This window comes from Candidatus Chloroploca sp. Khr17 (genome assembly GCF_004138165.1).
Taxonomy (GTDB): domain Bacteria; phylum Chloroflexota; class Chloroflexia; order Chloroflexales; family Chloroflexaceae; genus Chloroploca.
The window spans coordinates 36,406-60,422 of sequence record NZ_RYFF01000035.1 but is presented as its reverse complement, the minus strand read 5'-3'; the positions used below and the strand labels follow the sequence as shown (position 1 = coordinate 60,422).

At 57.2% G+C, this 24,017-nt stretch carries 18 protein-coding genes and 1 riboswitch; of the genes, 6 read left to right on the top strand and 12 right to left on the bottom strand.

All coding sequences use genetic code 11. The features are described from left to right. Positions 1-103 precede the first annotated feature (103 nt). Positions 104-658, top strand: coding sequence for a GNAT family N-acetyltransferase (locus EKD05_RS18260; RefSeq protein ID WP_129675492.1), 555 nt, complete (start codon positions 104-106; stop codon positions 656-658). Positions 659-718: 60 nt separating this feature from the next. On the opposite strand, the gene EKD05_RS18255 is transcribed toward EKD05_RS18260, so the two are convergent. Both EKD05_RS18255 and EKD05_RS26790 read right to left on the bottom strand, forming a co-directional pair. Further along, the gene (locus tag EKD05_RS18255) at positions 719-1,606 is read right to left on the bottom strand and encodes a dihydrodipicolinate synthase family protein (RefSeq protein WP_129675489.1); all 888 of its coding nucleotides are present in this window, start codon (positions 1,604-1,606) and stop codon (positions 719-721) included. Between the two features lie 80 nt (positions 1,607-1,686). Then, positions 1,687-2,076, bottom strand: coding sequence for a hypothetical protein (locus tag EKD05_RS26790; protein ID WP_240695845.1), 390 nt, complete (start codon positions 2,074-2,076; stop codon positions 1,687-1,689). Between the two features lie 347 nt (positions 2,077-2,423). Between EKD05_RS26790 and EKD05_RS18245 the strand changes: the two genes are divergently transcribed. The 3 genes from EKD05_RS18245 (at position 2,424) to EKD05_RS18235 (ending at position 5,296) form a co-directional block, all read left to right on the top strand. After that, positions 2,424-3,257: an NAD(+)/NADH kinase gene (locus tag EKD05_RS18245; RefSeq protein ID WP_129675486.1), complete on the top strand. Its 834-nt coding sequence runs from the start codon at positions 2,424-2,426 to the stop codon at positions 3,255-3,257. Positions 3,258-3,272: 15 nt separating this feature from the next. Beyond that, complete coding sequence (locus EKD05_RS18240) at positions 3,273-3,884, top strand: DNA methyltransferase (protein WP_129675483.1); 612 nt, start codon at positions 3,273-3,275, stop codon at positions 3,882-3,884. Between the two features lie 176 nt (positions 3,885-4,060). After that, the gene (locus EKD05_RS18235) at positions 4,061-5,296 is read left to right on the top strand and encodes a BACON domain-containing protein (protein WP_129675480.1); all 1,236 of its coding nucleotides are present in this window, start codon (positions 4,061-4,063) and stop codon (positions 5,294-5,296) included. Positions 5,297-5,375: 79 nt separating this feature from the next. On the opposite strand, the gene EKD05_RS18230 is transcribed toward EKD05_RS18235, so the two are convergent. The 3 genes from EKD05_RS18230 to EKD05_RS18220 form a co-directional block, all read right to left on the bottom strand. Continuing rightward, positions 5,376-7,799 (bottom strand): N-acetylmuramoyl-L-alanine amidase, encoded by a 2,424-nt coding sequence (locus EKD05_RS18230; protein ID WP_129675477.1) that lies wholly within the window; start codon positions 7,797-7,799, stop codon positions 5,376-5,378. Between the two features lie 9 nt (positions 7,800-7,808). Further along, a complete protein-coding gene (locus EKD05_RS18225) occupies positions 7,809-9,905 on the bottom strand; it encodes a putative glycoside hydrolase (protein ID WP_129675472.1) in 2,097 nt (698 codons plus the stop codon). A 105-nt stretch (positions 9,906-10,010) separates the two neighbouring features. Then, positions 10,011-12,479 carry a GAF domain-containing protein gene (locus EKD05_RS18220; RefSeq protein WP_240695844.1) on the bottom strand — a complete coding sequence of 823 codons (2,469 nt, stop codon included), beginning with the start codon at positions 12,477-12,479 and terminating at the stop codon, positions 10,011-10,013. A 310-nt stretch (positions 12,480-12,789) separates the two neighbouring features. On the opposite strand from EKD05_RS18220, the gene EKD05_RS18215 reads away from it, so the two are divergent. Further along, a complete protein-coding gene (locus tag EKD05_RS18215) occupies positions 12,790-13,914 on the top strand; it encodes a site-2 protease family protein (protein ID WP_129675468.1) in 1,125 nt (374 codons plus the stop codon). 19 nt (positions 13,915-13,933) lie between these two features. Continuing rightward, entirely contained in the window at positions 13,934-14,797 is an 864-nt protein-coding gene (locus tag EKD05_RS18210) for a fumarylacetoacetate hydrolase family protein (protein ID WP_129675464.1), read from the top strand. Between the two features lie 66 nt (positions 14,798-14,863). Here EKD05_RS18210 and metK read toward each other — a convergent pair whose 3' ends face one another. The 7 genes from metK to EKD05_RS18175 all read right to left on the bottom strand — a co-directional run bounded on the left by metK (position 14,864) and on the right by EKD05_RS18175 (position 24,001). Next, complete coding sequence (metK, locus tag EKD05_RS18205) at positions 14,864-16,075, bottom strand: methionine adenosyltransferase (protein ID WP_129675461.1); 1,212 nt, start codon at positions 16,073-16,075, stop codon at positions 14,864-14,866. A 5-nt stretch (positions 16,076-16,080) separates the two neighbouring features. Then, on the bottom strand, positions 16,081-17,346 hold the full coding sequence (ahcY, locus tag EKD05_RS18200; protein WP_129675458.1) for an adenosylhomocysteinase: 1,266 nt from the start codon (positions 17,344-17,346) through the stop codon (positions 16,081-16,083). Between the two features lie 24 nt (positions 17,347-17,370). Continuing rightward, positions 17,371-18,345, bottom strand: coding sequence for a carbohydrate kinase family protein (locus tag EKD05_RS18195; protein ID WP_129675455.1), 975 nt, complete (start codon positions 18,343-18,345; stop codon positions 17,371-17,373). Between the two features lie 16 nt (positions 18,346-18,361). Continuing rightward, positions 18,362-19,438, bottom strand: coding sequence for a hypothetical protein (locus EKD05_RS18190; protein WP_129675451.1), 1,077 nt, complete (start codon positions 19,436-19,438; stop codon positions 18,362-18,364). Positions 19,439-19,444: 6 nt separating this feature from the next. Continuing rightward, a complete protein-coding gene (mtnA, locus tag EKD05_RS18185) occupies positions 19,445-20,497 on the bottom strand; it encodes an S-methyl-5-thioribose-1-phosphate isomerase (RefSeq protein WP_129675448.1) in 1,053 nt (350 codons plus the stop codon). A gap of 46 nt (positions 20,498-20,543) precedes the next feature. Beyond that, positions 20,544-20,666: riboswitch (SAM riboswitch) on the bottom strand. Between the two features lie 147 nt (positions 20,667-20,813). Then, entirely contained in the window at positions 20,814-22,028 is a 1,215-nt protein-coding gene (locus EKD05_RS18180; protein ID WP_129675445.1) for a DHHA1 domain-containing protein, read from the bottom strand. Further along, positions 22,025-24,001 carry a peptidoglycan recognition family protein gene (locus tag EKD05_RS18175; protein ID WP_129675442.1) on the bottom strand — a complete coding sequence of 659 codons (1,977 nt, stop codon included), beginning with the start codon at positions 23,999-24,001 and terminating at the stop codon, positions 22,025-22,027. Before EKD05_RS18175 ends, EKD05_RS18180 begins: the two co-directional genes overlap by 4 nt. Positions 24,002-24,017: the final 16 nt, after the last annotated feature.

Genomic DNA, 24,017 nt, shown 5'->3' with positions numbered 1-24,017 from the left:
GGAAAGGTGCTGGCACGCACCCAGGGGCCGGTTACCGTGTTGGAACGGCCCGCTCAAAAAAGTGACACCTGGTGAGGGGCGTTAGCCCTAAAGGTAAGGCCCAATGGAAGAAACACCACCAATCCCACTCCTGCTCACCGAACGCCTGCGTCTACGGCCTTTTACCCTCGACGATGCCCCGACCGTGCAGGTGCTCGCCAGTGCTGCCGAAATTGCCGATACGACCCTCAATCTACCCCATCCCTATCCCGAAGATGGCGCAAAACAATGGATCAGTACGCACGCCGATAAAGCCACTGCTTCCAATGAACTGACCTGGGCCATTTGTGATCTGACAACAGATGAGGTCTATGGCGCCATTAGTCTGATTGTGCGTCCATCCTATCATCACGCCGAAGTTGGCTACTGGATGGGCTTGCCGTATTGGGGCCAAGGGTACACGACCGAAGCTGCACGGGCCGTCCTGGCCTACGGCTTCAACCAGCTTGGCCTTGAACGAATCTTTGCTCGTCATCTCGCCCGCAATCCCGCCTCTGGTCGGGTGATGCAAAAGATCGGGATGCACTTCGAAGGATGCCAGCGTAGACACCTCGTCAAAAACGGCCAGTTTGAGGATTGTGTCAATTACGGCATCATCCGCAGCGAATATGCTGCCTAAGACGATGAAAAAAGCCCTCACAGGTCTGCTCGACCTGTGAGGGCTTGTCTACCGACCTGCTCAACGCATCACGTCTGCGTAGGCTACCTGCAACGCAGCCTCCTCTTCACCCGAGAGCGGCATCAGCGGCAAGCGGACACTGGTTCTGGGCAGATCACTTGTCCAGGTCAACGCCGCTTTGAGCGCCGGTGGTGTATTTACTGGATCAAGCAGATTGCGCAACGCCGTCAGGCGTGCCTGGGCACCCTGCACATCGCCGCCTGAGATGTGGGCATCATAGACCGCCCGCGCCATCCGTGGGAAGGCACTCGACAGCGCGGTAATTGCACCTGCCGCCCCGCCCGAAAGGGCCAGCGCAATGAGTTTGTCACTGCCTGTAAAGACGTTCAGGTCTGGGTACCGGTCGATTAACAGTTTGGAGTTGTCCCAGTTCCCACTGCTATCCTTCAACCCGTAGATCTTGTTCCCGTGACTCTCAAGCAATTGATCAATGATGGGCGGCGTGATCGGCACACCTGTCACCTGCGGGATGTTGTAGAGCATCAGCCGAGCATCCGCTGGCAAGGCATCACAGAGCGCACGATAATATTCAACAATCCCGGCTTCAGGCGGGCCTTTGATATAAAACGGTGGCATCACCAGTACCGCATCTGCCCCTCGAGCAAGCGCATAGTTGCTCAGCGCAATCGTTTCGGTCAAGGCCGCACAACCCGTACCTGCAATCACCGCAAGTGCACCACGATGCTCAAGAATCAGATCGAGCACACGCTCGCGTTCCGCCACACTCATCGAGGGACCTTCACCGGTGGTTCCCAGCGCTAAGACCCCGTGCAAACCGCCTGTTTCAAGAAACCGCATATAGCCAGGTAGCCATTCGTAATCCACTGGTCCCACTTCACTGATGAATGGGGTCAACATCGCGCTGATAATGCCTTTGATCTCGGCCATATGTTTCAACTCCTCACAACAGCGAACTTCACAACAGCGCCCCGGCAATGCCGGGGCGCTGTTGACTGTTTATCAGAGGGTTAGAGCACTTGCGTAGCAACGTACTGGTTTTGTGTCTGAGTAATGCAGCTAATATCCTGACGCAACTGCGCAGACAAGAGCGGTACTGTAATGTCGTGCAAGAGCGGTGCTGTAATGTCGTGCAAGAGCGGTGCTGTAATGTCGTGCAAGAGCGGTACTGTGATGTCGTGCAAGAGCGGTGCTGTAATGTCGTGCAAGAGCGGTACTGTGATGTCGTGCAAGAGCGGTGCTGTGATGTCGTGCAAGAGCGGTGCTGTAATGTCGTGCAAGAGCGGTGCTGTAATGTCGTGCAAGAGCGGTGCTGTAATGTCGTGCAAGAGCGGTGCTGTGATGTCGTGCAAGAGCGGTGCTGTAATGTCGTGCAAGAGCGGTGCTGTGATGTCGTGCAAGAGCGGTGCTGTGATGTCGTGCAAGAATTGTAGTAAAATACAGTTGCGACTTCCAGAAAATCAGTCTAACCATCAAGATAAACCGTCGTGAGTGCTGGAACAAAGATGCCAGAGAACAAAAACACTCACATCCCAAGCGTAACATCTTGCAAGGACTTCTGCAATCACACAACGGTATGGTCTAGTCACACCCCTGGTACTGTTGTCGTATCACCATAAAGTACTATTGCAGTACAATGTTGCAAATTATATTCCGTGGTATCCTTGGCATGATAGACAGGATAGGGTATTGTCAAAAGGTACAGTGAACAGTGCAAGGCTTTGCCTTGCCTTAAGGTAGAAAAGTTATGCTCAGGCGTGTCGCAATAATGTACAATCCATTTGCCGAGCCAGCCTCGGCACTGTCGATCGAAGTCGCAACCTGGCTCCGCGAGCGAGGCGTCATGACCTGGCGTGGCATCTCGCAAGAGGCACGTGACACGCCGGGAGTACTGCACGACACTGATTTGATGGTTGCAATGGGGGGTGATGGCACTGTCTTGCGGGCGGCTCGTCTCTGTTTTCCTCTGGATATTCCATTGCTCGCCGTAGCCCTTGGACACCTGAGTTTTATGTCTGAAGTCCAGCCCGAAGAGATTTACGAGGGCCTCGAGCGGGTGATCCAAGGTGGGGGATGGCACGATGAACGTTCGTTGATCCGAGCGGCGCTCTATCGCGAAGGGCAACCAATCGCCGCCTTTACGGCGCTCAACGATGTGGTGCTTTCACGCAGCGATATTAGCCGTGTGATCAAGGCCCACGTGACGATTGATGACTCACCCTTGACCACCTATCTCGCTGATGGAGTCCTTGTAGCAACCGCAACAGGCTCGACAGCCTATGCACTGGCTGCCGGAGGCCCCATTGTTGACCCGCGCTCGCGTTCGCTTGTGCTGGTTGGCATTGCCCCCCATCTCACCAATGTGCCCTCGATGGTGCTGCACGAGGATGCTGTGGTCTCGATTCGCGTCGAAAGCCATTATCATGCTATCCTAGCGGTTGATGGGCGCGAGAATCTCCCGCTCCATTATGGCGATGAGGTCGTTGTTCGGCGTAGTCCCAAGGTCTGTACGTTTGTCAGGTTACGTCCGAGTAGTCAGTTTTATACGCGGCTGGTAGAACGGCTGCGTCGCGATGCGTGAGAGAGAGGATTCAGTATGCAATACGTTGGAGCATCGGTTGGTGGTGTGATTGATGCACCTATGCAGGCGATCTGGGATCTGATTAGCAATCCAGTCCGCCACCCCGAACTGGCTGGTAGTGGGGAAGTGCAGTCGGTTGAGGTCGTCAGTGGGCCGATGGGCCTTGATGCGATCTTTCAGTCGCGGCAAAATATGCGCGGCATAGAATATACGACGGCCAATCGTGTCGTGATCTGGCAACCACCCTATAATATTGCTTGGCGCATCGGCTTCCCCTTTGCCCCTGGCGTCGCCCAGATCTGGATGTTCACTCTTACCCCGGCTTTCGGCGGAACTCTGGTCGAGAATGGGGTCGTTCTGCCTTTTGTGGTGCCCTCGGTCTTCCCTTTCAGTATGATCCGCAAGCAGATTGCACGCCGCCTGATTGCTGTCATGTATCCGACCATCTCGAATATTTCGCAACTCCTCGGTGTGGCCGCGCCAACGCAATTGACGGCCGCCTATGACCCGCCCTCAATGGTGTCAGTTTTGTTGCCATCGCCTTTGATCCAGGGCGCCGCAATGGCCGGTGGCCTGGCGACCCTCTTGCTTGCGATGAAGAAGAAGTCGCGCGCACGGGCTGCTTAACCTTTTGTCTTAGAAACAACTGGTACCCTAGGAGCGAAGTCTAAGGACTTCGCTCCTATTGTTGTGCCATATGAAGGCTACTACAATAGATCATGAAGCCAGTGTAACCTGTGATACCATTCCACCATCATTGGCATGACTTGTGCTTGTGAGTTGGGGCGCGAGGAACCATCATTATGAAAACCCGTTATCTTGCATCATATCTATGCTGTTCGCTCCTGTGTTTCCTTTTGTTGGCCCGCGCGCCCGTGCCGACCTATGCTCAAATCACAACACCTGCACATCCTTTGCATCCGCCAGTCGCCCCGTTAGCGGTCCACGTTGAACCCAGGGTTGCCCCAACATCAAACCCGGCCCAGGCTTTGCCCCCCCTCAAGGCCGTCTTGATCGTCGGGCCCATTGATGGCGACGAAGGTAGCTGGACAAACAAAGAACGCGGCAATATGGAACTGGCCGCTCAGGAGCTCGAAGCAAATGGCGTGACGGTGATGCGGTTTTATACCCCTGATACCAATTGGGACGCGATCAAGGCGGCTGCGCAAGGTGCCCATTTTCTGCTCTACCGGGGCCACGGGGTCTTTTTGAGTGATATGCCTTCACCGGATGTGGGTGGCCTGGCGCTGAAGGATCAGTTTGTGCTACCCGACGATCTTCGGCAACAGCTTCAACTCGCCCCCAATGCCATTGTGATGCTCTATGGCTGCTTCACCGCAGGCAGTTCGAGTCTCGACGGCTCGATCAGCAGCGAAGAGGCCCAACGACGGGTGGCCCAGTACGCCGATCCTTTCTTTGACATCGGGGCCGCTGGCTACTATGCCAACTGGTTTGGTGATGCCTTCCAACAGTACCTACGCTCACTCTTTGCCGGCAAGACCCTTGGCGAAGCGTATGAGGCTTACTTCGATTTCAACCCGGTAAGTGTCGAGCGCTTGGCGCATCCCGAGCATACCGCGATGGCGATGTGGCTTGATAAAGATGTCTGGAGTGGGGTGGTACGCTACAATAATGCCTTTGTTGGCCAAGCCAACCAGACCCTCGCCGATCTCTTCCAGGTTCCCACAGTTGAGCTATCAGAAACGAGCGTGGCAATGCTCGCCGATGATCAGTCGCCCACCACTACGTATCAGGTTATCGTCGAAAGTTCAACGGAAACCAGCCTCTCATGGCAGGCTCAGGTGACCAATCTTGCCGAAACACCCTGGTTGCAGGTGACCCCCGCGACTGGTACAACGGGACAAGCGCTGACCCTCCTGGTTGATCCACACGCTCTCCCAGTCGGCATACATACCGCCACCGTGCGCATCTTTAGTACGTCACCCCAGTATTGCCTGAGCGAAGAGACCCTGACCATCCAGATCGTCAAGAGCGGAACCCTCTTATCGCGAGTCTATCTGCCAGCCATCACCCGGTAGGAGCACGGCATTGACGAAGAATTCCTGTGACGAACAAAGCCAGCGAAACTGGCTTTGTTCGTCACAGGAATTCTTCTTTTCACGGCATCGGAATGCCCAAATTCGTTGACCCACCACGGAGGCCACCACCGGGGAAGAGCGAACGCTCAGCAATGATCGGGCGCGTGCTCTGCACGATGGCCGAGACAATGTTTTCGTCGGGGTAGATTTCGTGGACAGCCATCGTGTAACGTGCGCCAGCCGGCACCACAATGCTCTGTGAACCAATGGCCCCATCACCAAAGCTGAAATCAACCGTCACTGTGGTCGGCAAACGGTCGGGGTTGCTGACGCAGAGATAGTAGGTGACGTCGCTGGTGCGCCCATCAACAAACGCCCAGCGCAGGGCTGGAGCCGTGGCCCCGGTACCAATCGTACCAGCCGCATCGTTATTGAAGCGCAGCGAGCGTTCTACAGCGACAGGGCGGTCTGCGGTAACCATGGAACTGACGCCAAGATCTGGGATGATCGCATTGGCATTGATGGCAAGTTGCGTGCGTGGTGGCACCGCAAACTGGCGTACCGCAGCCTCGCCTTCAGGCCCCATAAAGGTTGCCGTGACATTGGCTGGTTGGAGGTTGGGGTTGAGCACGAGCAGGTGCATCTGGAAATCGCTCTGGGTTGTGCCTTCGGCAAAATACCAGCGCCGTGCCAGCGTCGCGATCCCACGCCCCGTATGCAATCCCGAGCCATTCTCGCCAAACCGCATCGTACGTTCGGCGGCCAGCGGCTGACTGGCAACAATCTGTACACCGAAATTCTTCCCAACGAGCGGGAGACTGCCATCAGGCAGGGTAATGTCGTTGACAGCAATAACCAGACGCGATTGGGCCGCAATCTGCACATCCTGCGCAAAGGTGGCCCCATCACGCTGCATATAGATCAGGGTTGCCTGCACATTGACCGGATTGGGGTTGAAGAGCAACAAAAAGGTGCGCTGGGTGCCTTCAGTTGAACCTTCCGCAAAATACCAGACCCGTGAGAGTTCGGTAATACCCGGCCCTCCATCAATATCGGTCGTCAGGCTCATCGACCGTTCAACCAGAATGGGCGCACTCGACTCGACAATCGCCGGCAACGCCAGCGCATTATCCAGCAAGGTGTTCACGGTCAGGTCGGCCCGGGCATTGGCTGGAATACGCACAATGCTGGTCACCGGCGTATCGCCAGGGCGCACAAGCGTCACTGTCGCTTCAGTTTCGGCCTCAGTCGGGTTAAAGAGGGCCAAGCGTTGACTATACTCGGCTACATTGCCCTCGGCAAAATACCAGCGTGCTCGCACAGTAGATTGGTCAGTCAAGAGGCGCAGTTGCGGCACCAACGCATCGAGCTCAGGCGTACGCTCGGACGCAGCATTAATGAGTGTATCGAACCCAACGATATTAGGACGATCAGTCGCCGCAGCATCACCGGCCACGCGATGTGTCCCCATCGGATCGATGCCATAGGCTTCACCAAGCCAGGCCATCAGGTTGATCAACACACCCTGTGCCGTCGGAGAGAGTGCCCCCCCTCGCGGAACAAGCACACCAATATGGACAGCGTCACCCCCGGCGGCCATCCGGGGCACAAATGACGTTGGCCCACCGAGGCGCCCCTCAAAGAGATTGCCTTCGGGATCAAGCAGGTAGTGGTAGCTCAGGTCTTCCCACCCGAGCACATCCAGTTGATAGCTTGCCAGCGCACGCACCATGTCAAGGCTTGTCCCGGCCCTCACTTCGGCATCGATCTGATGCAATACCAGGCCACGTGGTGTACGTCGCAGGGGCTGCGCTGCTTCCGCTCGGCCACGCCAATCGGCGCGTGGAATAACCGCAGGCCGTGGGGTCAGGGTCTTGCCTCCTGCGAGCAGCGGACGGCGGGGCAACCCCGTGGCAAAAATAGGCTCAGGTGGAGCCGTACTCAAGTAGGTAAGCGTGATGGCTTCGAGCACCGCTGAAGCACGTTCCACTTCGCTTGTAAAGCTCGCCCGCACCTGAAGCGCCTGGCTGGTAGCTGGCACAGCGAGCACCGCAGGGGTCACAAACGTACCCTCATCATCAGACGCAGCTGTCGCGGCATCAATCGCGCTGAGGGGCTGCCATGCGCCCCACCCTGCCTCAACATTATCGTCACCCTCACTATCACGCACACGCACTTCAAGGGCCAGGCGGGTACCCTCGGGCACATCAGCCTGCCAGCTTGCCCCGACAGCATTGAAGGCAAAGTCGGTGACAAAAGACGGCGAGACAAAGGAACCCTCGCGCTGCTCATCGGCAAGGCGCACCTCACCGCCAGCATTATTCGTCACCAACGCCCCCTCAGCAACACCAGCCTCCCAATCAGTGACGGTCGTGAGGCTAAGCGCCGCGAGGTTTGTCTGAGGACCCTGCTGCTGCGCAGCGGCAGGCAGCAGGGCAAACGAAGCACAGACGACAGCGAGCACGATGAACGAAACAAACAGAGCAGGAGAGCGCTGGCTCATGGGTACCGCCTATGGAGCAACTCGCGCAGCGCCGCCAAAGGCACCGCGATAGGCATTCGCCGAGTCGTAGAGCATCCAGCCATCAATTTCGGGAAACTTCTCGGTCGCATCAATTTGGGCCCGCACCTCTTCAGGGCCATACCGCACGACCTTGTAAGCCCACGGATCGGTATGATCCTGCAACCATGGGCGCAGACGAGCATACTCGCCCTCAATCGTTTCGAGGCCAGCCGCATTCGCGGCCTCAAGCACCTTGTATGGCTCTTCGACCGGTGAAGGCAGATCAAACGCGCCAGGCCACCAGAGCGAAGGATAGGGCATCGGGGCAATGTAGTCAGTATAATTGCCCATCAACTGCATATCCTGGGCAATCGTGAGTGATCCACCCAGCACAACCCGGCCAAAGACACAGATCGACATCTTGGCCCCGGCCCCATTAACTGCACGATGCGCCTCGTCCATAAACTCAGTAATAACCTCGAACATTCGATCTGGATTATTCACCGCATCAATTGGCTCAGAGAAGAGCAACTTCTCGCCAAACTCAGCCTTTGGGCCAAACCAATCGGGGAAGCGAATATAGTCATAATTGACTTCATCAAAGCCCATCAAGGCCGCTTCCACGCCAAGCTGAATATTATAGTCCCAGACATTGCGATTCGTCGGATCGAGGTAGGCATACCGAATGCCAGGGCCAGGATAATCTGCGTAAACTTCACCGGTCTCCCGCACGCGAATCGACCACTCGGGACGGGCATCGGAAAGCACATTATCATGCGAGAAGAGTTGAATGCGTGCAATCGTATAAATGCCACGATCTTTGAGGCCTTGCACCAGCGCCGGCATATCAATATAGGGCCGCGAGAGGTTCAATTCACGGGCCAGCGGCACTTGTGAGTCATAATAGACCATACCGAGATCGTCACGCAAGTCACTCTTGATGTCAATCACGATCGCATTCAATTCAGTCCGCTCAATCAACTCGATATATTCTTCGAGCAGATTGGGCACACTGGCAACCGCAGACGTCACATAGAGCGCCTTAACACGGAAGCGTTCCAGGGCAATTTCGGTCGGCACGTTACCAGGTTCAATCGGGATAATTTCCGTCCGATACCCAGGCGAGAGCACCTGCAGATAGCCCTGTTCGGGGAGACCGGGGAGGGTAAAACTGCCATCTTCACTATCGACAATGCGCTCAAAGGCCACATCTGTGCCAGGGAACGTTGTCGTCGCCAGGATGGCGGCATTGACGATTGGTTGACCACTATCTTTGTCAATCAAACGTCCACTCAAGGTATCAGGGCGCAACACCGCATCAAGCGCCGTCACCTGGCCGAGTTCCTGCGAGAGGGTGGCATAACCATCAGCACTAATCTCGACCGTGACCGCATCAACGGGAATCCCCGTAACCCGATAGGTACCCGAGGCATCCGTCTGGGCACGCACATCGCCGACTTGCACCGTTGCCCCGGCAATACCTTCAGCGGTATACCGATCCGTAATCGTACCGGCAAGCACATTCGGCCTCAGGTTCAGATCGAAGGCTGTTGTGCGAACGAGTTCTTCGGATGCGGCGGCAAAATCCTCGGCTTCAACAGCAAGGGTAAACTGCTCGGGCAACCCGCTCAGCGTATACCGCCCTTCGAGATCGGTTGTCGTCGTAAGCGTCTGCGTCACATCAAACGTCGCCACCACCTGAGCATCGTCGACAGGCATGCCGGTAAATTCGTCGAACACAACGCCCGTCAGACCATTGGGACGCAACGACGTATTGAGCGTCACCGTCAACGCATTTGTCCCAGCCAATTCGGGGCGTCCTGCAAGAGGCAAAGCCAGCGCCTCATACTGCGGAGCACGTACCTCAAGCGTATCACGATTACTCCATCCGGCAACGCTGAAGACACCCTCATCACTCGTCGTACTCGTACTCGCACCAACCTCAACCAGCGCACCTGCAACTGGTTCACCCGTATAAGCATCGGTAATGACACCGGTTAAAGTGGCTGGAGTTGTGCTACAACCAACGACGACAAGGATAAGCAAAAGGAAAAGCAGGGTTGTGAACCCACGCTGCACAGCATACACACGTCCTCGACGGATCATTCGCGCATAACTCCTCAAATAGACGCAGCGATACCAGATATGATCAACACGAGGACATTGTACACCATTTTCTCGGGAATGCAGGGCAACCAGGCGCTTGTGTCACTACAACAGACCGACTTCAAAGACTTGATGAGGTTGCTCTTTGCCCTTGAGGTGAATCGGGCCACGGGGGATGAGTTTCCAGGGCGAGAGCCAGTTTTCAGCGAGCACATCGGCGAGGTGATGCGAAACAATCACCTGACCGGGATGAGCGATGCCCGAAAGACGTGAAGCGGTATTGACCACATCACCAATAAGCGTATAATCCTGGCGTTGTTCCGAACCAATATTGCCAACAATGGCCCGGCCAAAACTAACCCCAATGCCCATCCCGATCGTATAATCAAGCTCAGCCTTCCACTCGGCGGCCAGCATCGTAAACGCATGCTGCATCGCAACAGCAGCCGAGAGCGCCCGTTGCGGATCATCGGGATGCGCAATCGGTGAACCAAAGACCCCGATGATGCCATCGCCGAGAAACTTATCAATCGTCCCATCGTAGGCATACAGCACTTCCGTCATCGCGGTAAAATAGCGATTGAGGATCTTCTCGATCAAGACCTTAGGCTCGGTGCGTTCGGTAATCGTCGTAAAGCCGCGGATATCGGCAAAAATGACCGCCACCTGACACTCAGTCGGCTGACCAAAGCTCCCTCCGGCTGTAAGCAATTGCTCGGCTACCTGCGGTGACACATAACGCCGAAAAACGTCACGCACCCGATCCCGCTCCTGGCGTTCGAGGCGCTTGATCGGCGTAATATCACGCAAGACCAGCACCTTACCAAGGCTCACATGCTCACCACTTGCCACCGGGGCAATGCTCACACTGTAACTGACATCGCCAGGCAGGGTCATCTCAGTCACGCTCGAGGCGTGATCCATAGACGCCTCAACGAGCGACAGCAGATGGGCCAGCACCCCATTGCCCTGCTCAACCAGCGCATGCATCGGCTTGCCATAATGCTCCTGAAGCGGTAAGCCAAAGTGCTCTTCGGCCGCACGATTCGCCAGCAAGAGATCCTCGTCAGGCCCAAGCAACAAAATCGGATCGGTCGCACTCCGCAGCACGGCATTCAGGGTTGAGCGTTCATCTTCGACCGCCCGATAGAGGTGTGCATTGCCAAGGGCAATGCTATACTGATACATAATCGCACTCAGCACAGCCTCGTCATTGCTGCCAAAAGCGTCAGCCTCAGAACTGCTGACATCAAGCACCCCAAGGACTTCACGGCGCAGAATAATAGGCACAATCAGCTGTGAGCGCACCTGTGCATCATCGGGCAGTAGCACCTCAAAGCGATCTTCCCGCGTCACATCGGTCACGGTCACAGGTTGATGGGTACGAAAGACCTCTGCATAGAGACCACGATGCAACGCAAAGCGAATGTCGCGATGGCTATGTTCGACCATGGGGCCTGCCACCGCTTGAACCACCAGTTCGTCACCCTCGCGCATCATCAGACAGACCAGCGGGTAGCCAAACTGTTGTTGAATCATATGCACCAGCAGCCGGGTAATCTGCTCAGGTGCCATCAGTTCCGACAGGTACGCATTGATCTCATTGACCTTACGCAACTCTTCGGCACGGCGCGTAAGCAGTTCTTTCTGGCGTTGGGTCAGACGAAACAGGCGGGCACTCTCGAGGGCCACCGCACTCTGCGCGGCAAGTGACGTGAGTAACTCGACATGCTCTTCGGTGAAAAAACCGGGCGTATGATGCACCAGTGTAATCACCCCAAGGGCTTGGCCCTCACGGATCAGCGGAATCGCGGCCACCGAACGTACTTTCGAGTGATAGGTATTTGTTGTTACCCAGCGGCTATCATGACGCGCATCTTGAATAATCGCGGGCCTGCGCTCGCGCAAAACCCAGCCAGCCAGGCCCTGACGCAAGAGATCATTCAAGACGAGCGTCGAGGGGTTGCGACTACTCGAGTAACAGACGGGCTGATGATCCTCAAATTCAGCCAGAATGATCGAAGCCCTGATCGCCCCGAGCGAATCGGCCAGATGATCGAGAAAGCCAGTCATCAACACATCAAGATCAATGCTGGCACCAAGATCACGGGTCAGATGCAGCAGCAACTCGGTCTTGCGCTGGGCATGTTGCAACTGGCGCTGTGCCCGTTGCAAGCGCAGCATTGCCCGTACCCGTGCCAGCAAGCTATCCATCAGGATCGGCTTGACTAGAAAATCGTCCGCACCTGCATCAAGGCTCGCCACACTGTAGGTAACGTCGTCATGCGACGACATGATCATGATGGGAATAAAGGGTTTTGTTTGATCGGCCTTCATCCGGCGCGTAAAACCAAGACTATCCAAACCGGTGAGGCCAAGTTCCAGCAAGATCAGATCAGGCGTGATCAACTGCAAATAGGCCAGCGCTTCTTCGCCACTACCTGCGGTCGAAACACGATAGCCATCATTGATCAGCATGTCAGCATAAATACGACGAACTGGCACATCATCATCAATGACGAAAATATGTGCTGGCTCAGCCAGATTTTTTCTGGAGATTTTTACGGTTTCCATGATAAAACCTAAGGGAGGAGAAGTATACAAGTCTATTATTAGTGTTCTTTTACCTGGAATTATACCACATCATAGATCGCCTGCACGAAGATCTCGGCCATATCTGCACAAGAATGCAAGGTCGCACCTGGCCCCTGCAAGGTACGCGCCAGCTGCGGGGTTGCGGAGGTCTACAGCCCCCAGGAAGCTCGCTTGGACTGAGACAAACGATCGGCTTCGCCGGTTGTTTGCTCCAGTTATTGGTTTTAGGGCGACAGCCTTGAACCTGATCGTGGTATAGTAACCGTTAAACATCTGCACACGAGGAAGTATGGATCTCTACACGTCAAGCCCGGTTCCTGAAGCACTACGTGCAACAGTGGCCGAGGTGATGCTCATTGATGATATTGAAATGGTGCGACGCGGTGATTTTGAGTCACCCCGTTTTCTGGGCCGCCTGAAGGTTGAAGCGCAAACGGCCTACGATCAGATTAGTCCTCGTCTGCGAGCGATGGGGCTGCTTGGTCTGTTGCAGCAAGAGGGTGATCGCGTGGCCTTGCTGGTTTTGCCTGCGCTCGCCCCTCCCCGCCCGTCACGCCTCTGGCTGGCGTTGTTGCTCTTTGCCTTGACGATTGCTTCAACATTTTATGTGGGCGGGCAAGATGTCGATTGGGCAACCGGAGCGATTTCGTTTAACGTGGGCCACGGGCTCGCGTTCAGTGTCTCACTGCTCGCGATTCTGCTGGCCCACGAGCTTGGCCATTATCTGATGGCTCGCCGCGAAGGTGTGGCTGTGAGCTATCCCTTCTTTATCCCGATGCCACTCTTTTTGCTCGGAACAATGGGCGCGTTTATTTCGATCAAAGAACCCGTCCCCAACCGACGTGCCCTCCTGGGCATTGCCATTGCTGGTCCCCTGGCCGGGCTTGTGGTGGCCATTCCTGTGTTGCTGATTGGGCTTGCGCTCTCTGAGGTACGCAATCTTGCCGAGATGCAGGCCCAGTTGCCTGACATGATCTTTTTTACCGAAGGCAATTCGGTGCTCTATGCCGGGCTGAAACTACTGGTCTTCGGACGCTTCCTCCCCGATGGCGCGTATGATGTCTTTATGCATCCGGTAGCCCTGGCTGGCTGGGCCGGTCTTCTGGTCACCGGGCTCAATCTCTTGCCGGCTGGTCAACTCGATGGCGGGCATATCTTTTTTGCGCTCTTTGGCCCCAAGGCAGCCCAGATCATGAGTATGCTGGTTGCCGTGGTTTTGCTCGCACTCGGGTTTCTCTGGAGTGGCTGGTTTCTCTGGGCGGTGATTGTGGCTCTGCTTGGGCAGAATCGTAGCCCGCTACTCAATGAGGTGACGCCCCTGCGGGGATCCTGGCGGCTCTTGGCCCTGCTTGGCCTCGTGGTCTTTGCCCTGGTCTTTACCCCTATGCCAATTACCGATGTGATAATGCCCTAGTCTAGCATGAGGACGGTCTATGAAACTGGTGACGTATCGGAACGGTGCGGTCGAAGCGGTCGGTGCGGTGCGTGACGATGGTGTGGTCGATCTGAGCAGCCTGGCCGCCTCAATGCTGGCGTTGATCGAGGGTGGCCCGGCCTTGCTAAAGCAGGCCCGTGATTATGTTGCAACGGCAACCACGGTCATACCGCTCAGTGAGGTGACGTTGCTCGCCCCGATCCCGCGTCCCCGCAAAAATATCATGTGCCTGGGCATGAATTATGCCGCCCACGCGATCGAGTCGTTGCGCGCCAAGGGTTTGCCTGAAAAACTGCCCGCCTATCCGGTCTTTTTTACCAAAGCCCCAACCGCCATCAACCATCCCGGTGCTCCGGTTCCCCTGATGCCCGAGCTCTCGTCACAACGCGATTGGGAGGTCGAACTCGCCTTGATTATGTGGCTGCCGGCCCGCAACGTCAAACCTGAAGAGGCCCTCTGCCATGTCTTCGGCTATACCATCCTCAATGATGTGTCGGCCCGGGATCTGCAGACAAACCACCAGCAGTTCTTCTTTAGCAAGAGTCTCGATGGTTCAGCCCCAATGGGGCCCTGGATCGTGACTGCTGATGAGATCCCTGATCCGCACGCCTTGCGCCTGCAACTGCGGCTCAATGGCACGACGATGCAAGATTCAGTGACAAGCGATATGATCTTTGACATTCCCATCTGCCTGGCGACCCTGACCCGTGGCATGACACTCGAGCCTGGTGATATCATTGCCACTGGTACGCCGAGTGGCGTCGGCATGGGCATGACTCCCCAGGTCTGGCTCAAAGCAGGGGATGTGATGGAGTGTGAAATTGAGGGTATTGGGGTCTTGACCAATCAGGTCGAGGGCTGACTTTTGTTTTGTGTGCGCAAAAGGCCAGCAAAGCTGGCCTTTTGCGCACACAAACGATCTTAGAAACTACCCAATTGCGCGACGCAATGCTTCGACGCGATTGGTCTCTTCCCAGGGCAGTTCAATATCGGGACGTCCGAAGTGGCCGCCAGCGGCGGTCTGCTTGAAGATTGGGCGACGCAAACCGAGGTCGCGAATGATCGCACCGGGGCGCAGATCAAAAACCTCATTGACGGCCTTGAGGATGACCTCGTCAGCAACGGCGCCGGTGCCAAAGGTCTCGACACTGACCGAAAGCGGTTTGGCGACACCGATAGCATAGCTCAGTTGCAGTTCACAACGCTCAGCGAGCCCAGCGGCAACAATATTCTTGACCACCCAGCGGGCCGCGTAGGCAGCGCTGCGGTCAACCTTGCTGCTATCTTTGCCACTGAACGCACCACCACCGTGACGGGCGACGCCGCCGTAGGTGTCCACAATGATCTTGCGGCCGGTCAGGCCACTATCACCCATCGGCCCACCAACCACAAAACGCCCCGTCGGATTGACAAAGTACTTTGTCTCGGCGTCGAGCCACTCGGCCGGGATCTCGGCCTTGATCACATGCTCGATCACATCGGCGCGGATCTGCTCCTGGGTAACCTCAGGCGCGTGCTGGGTCGAGATGAGCACCGTGTCAACGCGCACGGGCTTGCCATAGCTGTACTCGACCGTCACCTGGCTCTTGGCATCGGGGCGCAGGTAGGTGAGGGTTCCCTCCTTGCGCACCTTCTCGATGCGGCGGATCAGCCGATGGGCCAGTGCGATGCTTGCCGGCATCAACTCGGGCGTCTCGTTGCAGGCAAAACCAAACATCATGCCCTGATCACCCGCGCCAACCGCCTCAACCTCATCCTCGGTCATCGCCCCGGTCTTCGCCTCGAGGGCCTTATCAACGCCCATCGCAATGTCAGGTGACTGACCATGAATCGCGACCATCACACCACAGGTATCGGCATCAAAACCAAACTCGGCGCTGGTATAGCCAATCTCTTTGACAGTTGTGCGGACAATCTCTTCGATCGGAATATACCCGCGGGCAAAGGTCACCTCGCCAAGCACCACAATCAAGCCCGTCGTCGTGGCTGTCTCAACGGCCACCCGTGCACGCGGATCGTGCGAGAGAAAGGCATCCAGGATCGCATCGCTGATCTGATCACACATTTTATCAGGATGCCCGCTCGAGACGCTCTCACTGGTGAAATAAAACTGGGGCGAGGTGGTAAATGTTGTTGCCATCCCTTTTACGTCCCTTCCTGCCAACTATTGAGATAGAGTTCCTGCTCGGGGGTAAGCACATCAATCGTCATGCCCATGGCCCGCAGCTTGAGGGCAGCAATCTCTTGATCAAGATTTTTGGGCAAGGCGTGGACCCCAACGCCGAGGCTGTCACGATTCTTGAGTAGATACTCGCTGGCGAGCGCCTGGTTGGCAAAGCTCATATCCATCACAGCGCTGGGGTGACCCTCGGCACTTGCCAGGTTGATCAGGCGACCTTCGCCGAGCAGGTTGATCTGACGACCATCGGGAAGCACATACTGGTCAACGAAGCGCCGCGGCTGCTTCTTCGCTACGGCAATTTGCTCGAGGGCCGGAATGTTGATCTCAACATTGAAGTGGCCGCTATTGGCAATGACGCAGCCATCTTTGACCACGGCAAAGGTATTGCTATCAATGACGTGCTTGTTGCCGGTCGCAGTCACGATGAAATCAGCCACTGGTGCAGCCTGCTCCATCGGCATGACGCGGTAGCCATCCATCACCGCTTCAAGCGCCTTGATCGGGTCGATCTCGGTCACAATCACATTGGCCCCAAGGCCGTGAGCGCGCTCGGCGATCCCACGTGAACACCAGCCATACCCGGCGACCACAAAGGTCTTGCCAGCGAGCAGCACATTGGTCGCCCGGATCACGCCATCAAGGGTGCTCTGGCCGGTACCATAGCGATTATCAAACATGTGCTTGGTATCGCTATCGTTGACCGCGATGACTGGGAAGGGCAACACACCCTCGGCGGCCATCGCCTTGAGCCGGATCACACCAGTGGTTGTCTCTTCCGTGCTGCCAATCATGCTTTCGATCAGATCTTTGCGATCCTTGAGGATGCCACTTACCAGATCGGCACCATCGTCCATCGTAATCTGGGGATTGTGGTCGAGGGCGGCCTTGATATGCTGGTAATAGACTTCGTTGCTTTCACCCTTGATCGCATAGACTGGGATCTCTTCATAGGCAACGAGGGCGGCGGCAACATCATCCTGAGTGCTGAGCGGGTTCGAGGCAGCGAGCACCACATCGGCACCACCAGCGGCCAGCGCACGCATAAGATTGCCGGTTTCAGTCGTCACATGGAGGCAGGCGCTGATCCGGATGCCGGCGAGCGGGCGTTCCTTTTCAAACCGCTCACGGATCAACCGCAGCACCGGCATCTCCTGCTCGGCCCATTCCATGCGCTTGCGGCCCTCCTCGGCCAGGCCGAGATCCTTGATGTCGTACGAACTTGTGGTCATAAAACGTATGCTCCTTATCGCGTCCTACGCAACTTCTGCGGAACGAAGTAATTCCAGCGGATACTCACTAGCAAAAGCTTCCCGATACCGGGCAGCAAAGTCGGTTCGCCCATAACCGTGTTCCTGGCAGCCACGGTGCTCGATGGCATACGTCGCAGCAAGTGCGGCGATTCGTCCGGTCACGTCGAGCGGCAGATCGCGGGCAATGCCAAGGGCAAGCCCGGCGAGGTAGGCATCACCAGCCCCAGTGGGATCAACAACAGCCTGCACCGGTGCCGTCGGAATGGTCGCGGCTAGGTGTCCATCCGTATAGATCAGCGAGCCCTGCTCACCCTTGGTCATCACCGTCAGCGGCGTACTCGCGATCAACTCCTCTTCACTTATGTCAAGTTTCCTCGCCATCATCCCGAACTCATAGTCATTGCCAACCAGCACTCTGGCCCCTTTAAGGCCGAGGGCAAGATGTTCGGGGGCAAGGCGTGGGGCCTGCTTGCCCGGATCGAAGATATAGGGCACGCCCATCTGCTGGCATTCGATCGCAAAACGCTCAATCGCCTCGGGCGTCGTGGGGGAAATCAAGACTAGGTCATCACCAGTCAACCCGCGGGCAACGAGCGAATTGGTGTGGTCATAGCCCATCGCGCCCGGATAAAAGGCAACGAGCTGGTTATTCGCCTGATCGGTATTGATAAAACATGAGGCAGTAAACTCATCTTCGATGATCGCCACACCTGTCGTATCAACACCCTGGCGTTCGAGCCAGGTGCGGTAATCGTGAAAATCGCTGCCAGCGGCACCAACCAGCAACGGACGTTCACCAAGCAGGGCCAGATTGTAGGCAATATTGCCCGCAACCCCACCGCGCATCTTGCGCATCGAGTCGACCAGAAAACTGACCGACAGAATATGCGCCTTTTCCAAGAGCATATGGTCTTTGAAATAACCAGGGAAACTCATGATGTAATCAAAGGCCAATGACCCGGTGACCACAATTCGCACGATACAGGCTCCTCTCTCAGGTACTGGTTGTTGCTTCTAGAAAATGCACCGACCGCAGTTTTGTTGCCACTTCGGCACAGAGTTGGGCCGCATAGGCTGCCCGGTCGGATGGCAGATGGCACAGACGTCCACTCGTGCTGATGAGCGCAGAGGCATAGATTTTGTTGGCATTGATGCCTCCTGCGGCGGACAGATAGGCCACCGTCAACTCGAAACGCTGCACCAGGGTCGCAGCGTTTTCATGACCAAGCGCGTGTTCATCGTGAGGCACAATGCCCCATCCGAGCATCCCGCCACGGTCAAGGTAGCCGGCTACCGCACTTGCCGCCTGGATCAGCCCGGCACTGTGTTCATAGGCGTCAAAAAAGACCACTTCGGCTGGCAAGGCCAGCACAGCCGCCCAGTTGGGAACCCCCGCCACACACAGCGCACGGGTGGGGGGCAACTCGCCCAGCGTACGCATCAGCATGTCGGTACCCGCTTCCCAGTCAAGCGGACACAGGGGCGAACTCAACGCATCAAGAAAAGGCTCATCAAAGCAGACCATCGGCAAGCCAGGGACGCCCTTCAACTGGTTGAAATACCAATTAGCCCGCAGGATCGTGTGTTGACACAGGGCCTCACGCAAGGGAAGATCGTAGGCCAGGGGCCGTTCGTGATCATCAACGACCTGGAGTGCGAGACTCACCGGGCCAGTCAATTCAAGGCGTGCACAGGCCCCCCCGATCTGCTCGAACTGGCGGAGCGCCTCAGCAATGACGCGGGTCTGCTCAGGAGGGGGAACTGCCCCTGCTTCCTCATGATTGAGGTAAGCCAGCGCAAGGCGCGCCAGCGACGCTTCGGCTGCTTGATGATCAATGACTGCCCGTGCCTGTTTCAGCTCGAGGGTTCCGCCGGGGAACCCGGCCATGGCAAGAGCAAACGGCTGTTCAGCCCCATTGCGCTGAGCCAGTGCAGCCAGACGGCCTTGAACCGTCACGTTGGCATGAACAGGTACTCCAACACGCGGGACGGGCAAGCAGCCAGGCGTATCGTCACGAAACCCAGGTTCGGTTAAGGCAGGCGAGCTTGTGGTTGAGGCTTGCATCACCATGCGTGACTAGTTCCCCGCCTCGACACAACGTCGTAAGCCGTCGTCGTAAGGGGGAAAGAGAACCCCATGCTCGGTGATGAGCGCAGTAATCAGATGATGAGGGGTCATATCAAAAGCCGGATGCGCCGCCCGCACGCCGATCGGGGCAATGGGTTGCCCAGCAAGATGCGTCACCTCATCAGGCGAACGCTCTTCGATCGGGATGAGATCCCCATGCGCTAGAGTCAGGTCAATGGTTGAAGAAGGGGCCGCCACATAGAAGGGAATTCCATGAGCCTGAGCGAGCACAGCCAGGCTGTAGGTGCCAATTTTGTTGGCGACATCACCATTGGCAACAATGCGATCAGCCCCAACGATAATGCAGTCAACCTGGCCCTGACGCATCATATAGCCAGCCATATTATCGGTAATTAAGGTGAGAGGAATCCCGGCTTGCTGCAATTCCCAGGCTGTCAAGCGTGCCCCCTGAAGGAAGGGGCGGGTCTCGTCAACCAGAACGTGGAGGGAGCGTCCCTGACGAAACGCGGTGCGAATCGGGGCCAGCGCCGTGCCATACCCTGCGGTAGCCAGGCCACCCGCATTACAGTGAGTGAGCACCTGGCCGCGTGCGGGAATCAACGCTGCCCCGTGATCGCCAATCGCATGGCACATCGCGAGGTCTTCAGCGAGAATCGCATGGGCTTCGGCGAGCAGGCCATGCCTGACGGTTTCAACGCCACCAGCGCCAAGCAGCTGGGCCTGACGAAGCATGCGGGCGGTGGCCCAGGCCAGATTGATCGCCGTTGGCCGCTGCGCATTCAGCACCTGGCGCGCCTGTTCAAGTTCTTCCAACAAGGCCGCGCCATCAACCGCCTTGCTCTGCATCGCAACCAGCGCCAGACCATACGCTGCGGTACACCCAATCGCAGGGGCACCACGTACCACCATCGTCTTGATCGCGTGGCCTACTGCCGCAAGGTCAGTACAGTGTACCGTCACCTGTTCGTGAGGCAGGCGCAACTGATCAATTAAACAGACAGCCCCCGGCTCCCACCAAACTGTACGTAGTTCATTGTCCATAACGTACGAAAAGCCACCCGCATGGCGAGAGGCTCTTCAATCACTCCTCTCATCTCCCGGTACATCCATGGGTACCGCTGGAATTGGCACCGTACTGGAGTGGTTCAGATCCCTCTCCAGGGGTTGCCGGGCGTCATTGGGCCAGTCCCTCAGCCCCTCTTGATGAGCACTATCTACTTTGCAATAGTAAGTATCTTGATGTGCAAAGATCGGTGGGGATTATACCATGCAACAGATGGGCCTGCAACTACGGGGCGAAGGCAAGGATTTAAGAAGATGGCAAATAGGAAAGAGCCGAGCGCATCAGGATGCAGCGTCAGGCCTGGATCTGCTGGCGTATGGTGCCGAGCGCCGCCTCAAGGTCTTCACTCTGCGCACTGCCACCTTGGGCAAGGCGGGCGTTGCCACCCCCACGCCCTGCGAGCCGGGTCAGGCCGTGTGCCAGCAACTGGTTGGCCTCGTAGCTGCTCTCGACGGCGCAGGCCACGACAAGGTTGGCCCGTGCGCCCCTGCTCCCCAACAAGGCAATGCCCCCTGGGCGGGCGGCAATCGCCTGCGCAAGGGTCCGCAAGCGCTCGACAGACAGGTCAGCAAAACAGGCCTGAACAACCCGATTGGTGCCCACCGGCTCGCCCGCTGCATAGAGGCGCTCGGCTTCATGGTCAAGGAGTTGTTCTTCCGCCGTTGCGAGTTGGCGTTGCAAGGTCTGTTGAGCCACCAACAGTCGCTTGGTGGCAACAGGCAACTCATCAAGGCCAACACTCAACTGTTCAGCAGCCTCACTGGCGACCTGGTTCAGGTGCCGTAGTTCGTTCAGCGCACGCGCACCACATGCAAAGCTCACCCTGACCCCGCCGCGCTGCCGCGTCCAGCGGAGTACCGCAATGATGCCAACGGTGCCGGTGTGGGCCGGGTGAGTGCCGCCACACGCCGAGTGGTCAAAATCATCAATGCTGACCACACGCACCGGGCCAGCAACCGTCGGCGCTTTGCGCAACGCCAGGCCATTCAGTTCATCACGAGCGAGGATGCGAACGGTTACCGGCAGGTTGCCCCAAACAATCTGATTCGCCAGGTCTTCGGCAGCCTGAACCTGGTTGCGCTGCAAGACTGGCGTGTCCAGATCAATGGTGACGATCCGCTCGCCCAGGTGAAAGCCGACCGTCGCAGCCCCACAGATCACCTGAAAAGCAGCGCTCAGGATGTGTTGACCACAGTGTTGCTGCATATGATCAAGGCGTCGAATCGGATCAACCGCACCGTGGATATGTGCGTCTACATCAAGGCTCTGGTCATTGCCTGCTGCCCCAAGCGCATGCCAGACAACCTCGTCGTGCGCCTGCACATCGGTGACTGGCAAGCCGTTGAGGGTGCCCCGATCGGCGGGTTGACCGCCCCCCTCAGGATAAAAGGCACTCTGATCAAGCGCGATCCAGCGCACGCCATCGCGGATCTCTGCGGCAACGACGGTGGCCTCAAAATTGAAGCGACTTGAGTCATGAATATAGAGGCGTGTGGTTGCCTGGATCATACGCTGATCGCCTCACACAGGCTCACGAGCGGCAAACCGTCGAGCAGATCGGGATCACCACCAGCGAGGCTACTCCACAGCAGGATCGCATCAGGCGTCAGTTGATACCGAATGCTCAGTTCACACAAGAGGTTCGTGAGTGCGGCGACTTGCAAAGCCGTCTCGCTAGGCGAACCCGCAGGCCAGTCAGCCGGTCGTTCAAGGCCGATGCCCAAACTGATGGTATTGAGATTCCACCAGAGCCCATCGGCCGAGCCGAAGCCAGCGTGCCAGGCTGCCTCGGTCTCGTCGATCACCTGGATGATCGTGCCAGCGAGGGTCACATAATAATGGGTGGCAAAGGTAGATCCAGGTTCGGTCATCCGAGCCAGGACATCCTCGGGGGAACCTGGCAGCGCATGCAGCACCACCAGTTCAACCTTGCGCCCATCGCGGGGGCTACGTGCCCAGGATGGCAGGGTCGAGCGAATAATCGATTGATCAAGCCGGTCGGGATGCAAAGCGCCACGTTCCGGTGTCTCAAGGGTGGCAACTGGTGCTTCAGCGTCAACACTGCCACCGAGGATCGTCATCGCTGGCTCAACCACAGCGGAACGCGATGCGCCACCGAGCACCGATGGTGCCGGAAAGAGTTGGCTCATCCGACGCACCTCGCTCCAGCGGGGGACGAGGTTAAAGAGAGTGTCAAGTGCGTAAACCTGGATCGCATAGCTCCGCCCTTCCACCAGAATCTGGTACGAAGCCGAGAGTGGTGCCCCAAGCGCGTCGCGACGAGCGCGTTGATGAAACGCCCAATCTGGCCGATACGTTTGCCCAACAACCCGGTAGGTGGTAGAGAGCAACGCCTCACGCAGGCGGACATCACTGGCATTGGTTGCCCCAGCGAGATGACTCAAGAGGCGCACATCGTCCCAGTTGGGAATCAGGTTATAGAGCGTATCAACCGCAAAGACCTGATAGGCATACTGTTTGCCATCAACCGTGATTGTCGCCCCAGGCGCAAGGGGCGGCCCCATGCGACGCAGCAGCGCAAATTGGTGAAATGCCCAGTCGGGACGGAAGGGCGCATTGCCTGCGGCAAAGGTCTCTTCGAGCAAGCGCCGCCCCAGGCCTGCGGGCGGAATACTCCCCCCAAGCAGATCCGAGAGCGTCCGCACATCGCCCCAGTTGGGCACTTCCGTATAAAGCGTCTCGCGCGCAAAGGGCTGCATATCGTACTGACGCCCGCCTTCCATCAGGGTACGACTTGGCCCGATAGGTGCCCCGAGTTGCTGCTCAACCGCATATTGATGGAAACTCCAGGCCGGATTATACCCCTGGCTCCCTGCCCGCTGACGAAAGGTCTCTTCAAGCAACCGCTCAAGCAAGACCTCATCGGAAGGCTGAATAACGGGCGGATCAGGCGGCGGGAGCGGGGGAGTCGCAGTATTATTCAGGTAGGCCTCGACACTCGCCCAGACCCACTCTTTGGTCACGGCCCAGCCCGGACAACTCTTCGCATTGGTATAATCACGATGAAAAGAGATCAATCGGCGCGGTGGAATACGCAAGCGGCGCGACAACTCACCCATCACTGCCAGCGCATAGTTCCAGACGGCCCCAGCGGGGCGCACCGCATCAAAGCGACCAACCATCTCGAGGCCAAGCGAATACCATCCCTGGGCGACTGAGCCATTGCCAACACCGGCGTGAACGCCGACCTGCGACATCGGGGTAGCGAGCCAGATCCCATCGGGGCCAGCAAAAAGATGTGGCCCTGCCATCCAGCCCTTGCCGGCATAAAAGCGCTGGATACCGCGCATGGTCGTCAGACCGCGCCACTGTGCTTCGGTAGGCGTATAGGTATGGTGCAGCACCAGGCGACTTGGGGCCAGCGAGCCAAAGTCATACCCGGCGACATACTGCTTCCATTCCGCAAGCGACAGGCGGCGGTTGATAAAAGGCGGACGTCCCTCAGTCGGAAAATCACTCATCACGCCTCCTTAGGCA

What these genes read in the sequence shown, in the direction of transcription:
- EKD05_RS18175 (WP_129675442.1), bottom strand. Translation starts at nt 24,001, where the DNA reads ATGAGTGATTTTCCGACTGAGGGACGTCCGCCTTTTATCAACCGCCGC.
- EKD05_RS18220 (WP_240695844.1), bottom strand. Translation starts at nt 12,479, where the DNA reads ATGGAAACCGTAAAAATCTCCAGAAAAAATCTGGCTGAGCCAGCACAT.
- EKD05_RS18255 (WP_129675489.1), bottom strand. Translation starts at nt 1,606, where the DNA reads ATGGCCGAGATCAAAGGCATTATCAGCGCGATGTTGACCCCATTCATC.
- EKD05_RS18225 (WP_129675472.1), bottom strand. Translation starts at nt 9,905, where the DNA reads ATGATCCGTCGAGGACGTGTGTATGCTGTGCAGCGTGGGTTCACAACC.
- EKD05_RS18235 (WP_129675480.1), top strand. Translation starts at nt 4,061, where the DNA reads ATGAAAACCCGTTATCTTGCATCATATCTATGCTGTTCGCTCCTGTGT.
- EKD05_RS18245 (WP_129675486.1), top strand. Translation starts at nt 2,424, where the DNA reads ATGCTCAGGCGTGTCGCAATAATGTACAATCCATTTGCCGAGCCAGCC.
- EKD05_RS18210 (WP_129675464.1), top strand. Translation starts at nt 13,934, where the DNA reads ATGAAACTGGTGACGTATCGGAACGGTGCGGTCGAAGCGGTCGGTGCG.
- EKD05_RS18260 (WP_129675492.1), top strand. Translation starts at nt 104, where the DNA reads ATGGAAGAAACACCACCAATCCCACTCCTGCTCACCGAACGCCTGCGT.
- EKD05_RS18180 (WP_129675445.1), bottom strand. Translation starts at nt 22,028, where the DNA reads ATGATCCAGGCAACCACACGCCTCTATATTCATGACTCAAGTCGCTTC.
- EKD05_RS18240 (WP_129675483.1), top strand. Translation starts at nt 3,273, where the DNA reads ATGCAATACGTTGGAGCATCGGTTGGTGGTGTGATTGATGCACCTATG.
- metK (WP_129675461.1), bottom strand. Translation starts at nt 16,075, where the DNA reads ATGGCAACAACATTTACCACCTCGCCCCAGTTTTATTTCACCAGTGAG.
- EKD05_RS18230 (WP_129675477.1), bottom strand. Translation starts at nt 7,799, where the DNA reads ATGAGCCAGCGCTCTCCTGCTCTGTTTGTTTCGTTCATCGTGCTCGCT.
- EKD05_RS18190 (WP_129675451.1), bottom strand. Translation starts at nt 19,438, where the DNA reads ATGGTGATGCAAGCCTCAACCACAAGCTCGCCTGCCTTAACCGAACCT.
- ahcY (WP_129675458.1), bottom strand. Translation starts at nt 17,346, where the DNA reads ATGACCACAAGTTCGTACGACATCAAGGATCTCGGCCTGGCCGAGGAG.
- mtnA (WP_129675448.1), bottom strand. Translation starts at nt 20,497, where the DNA reads ATGGACAATGAACTACGTACAGTTTGGTGGGAGCCGGGGGCTGTCTGT.
- EKD05_RS18215 (WP_129675468.1), top strand. Translation starts at nt 12,790, where the DNA reads ATGGATCTCTACACGTCAAGCCCGGTTCCTGAAGCACTACGTGCAACA.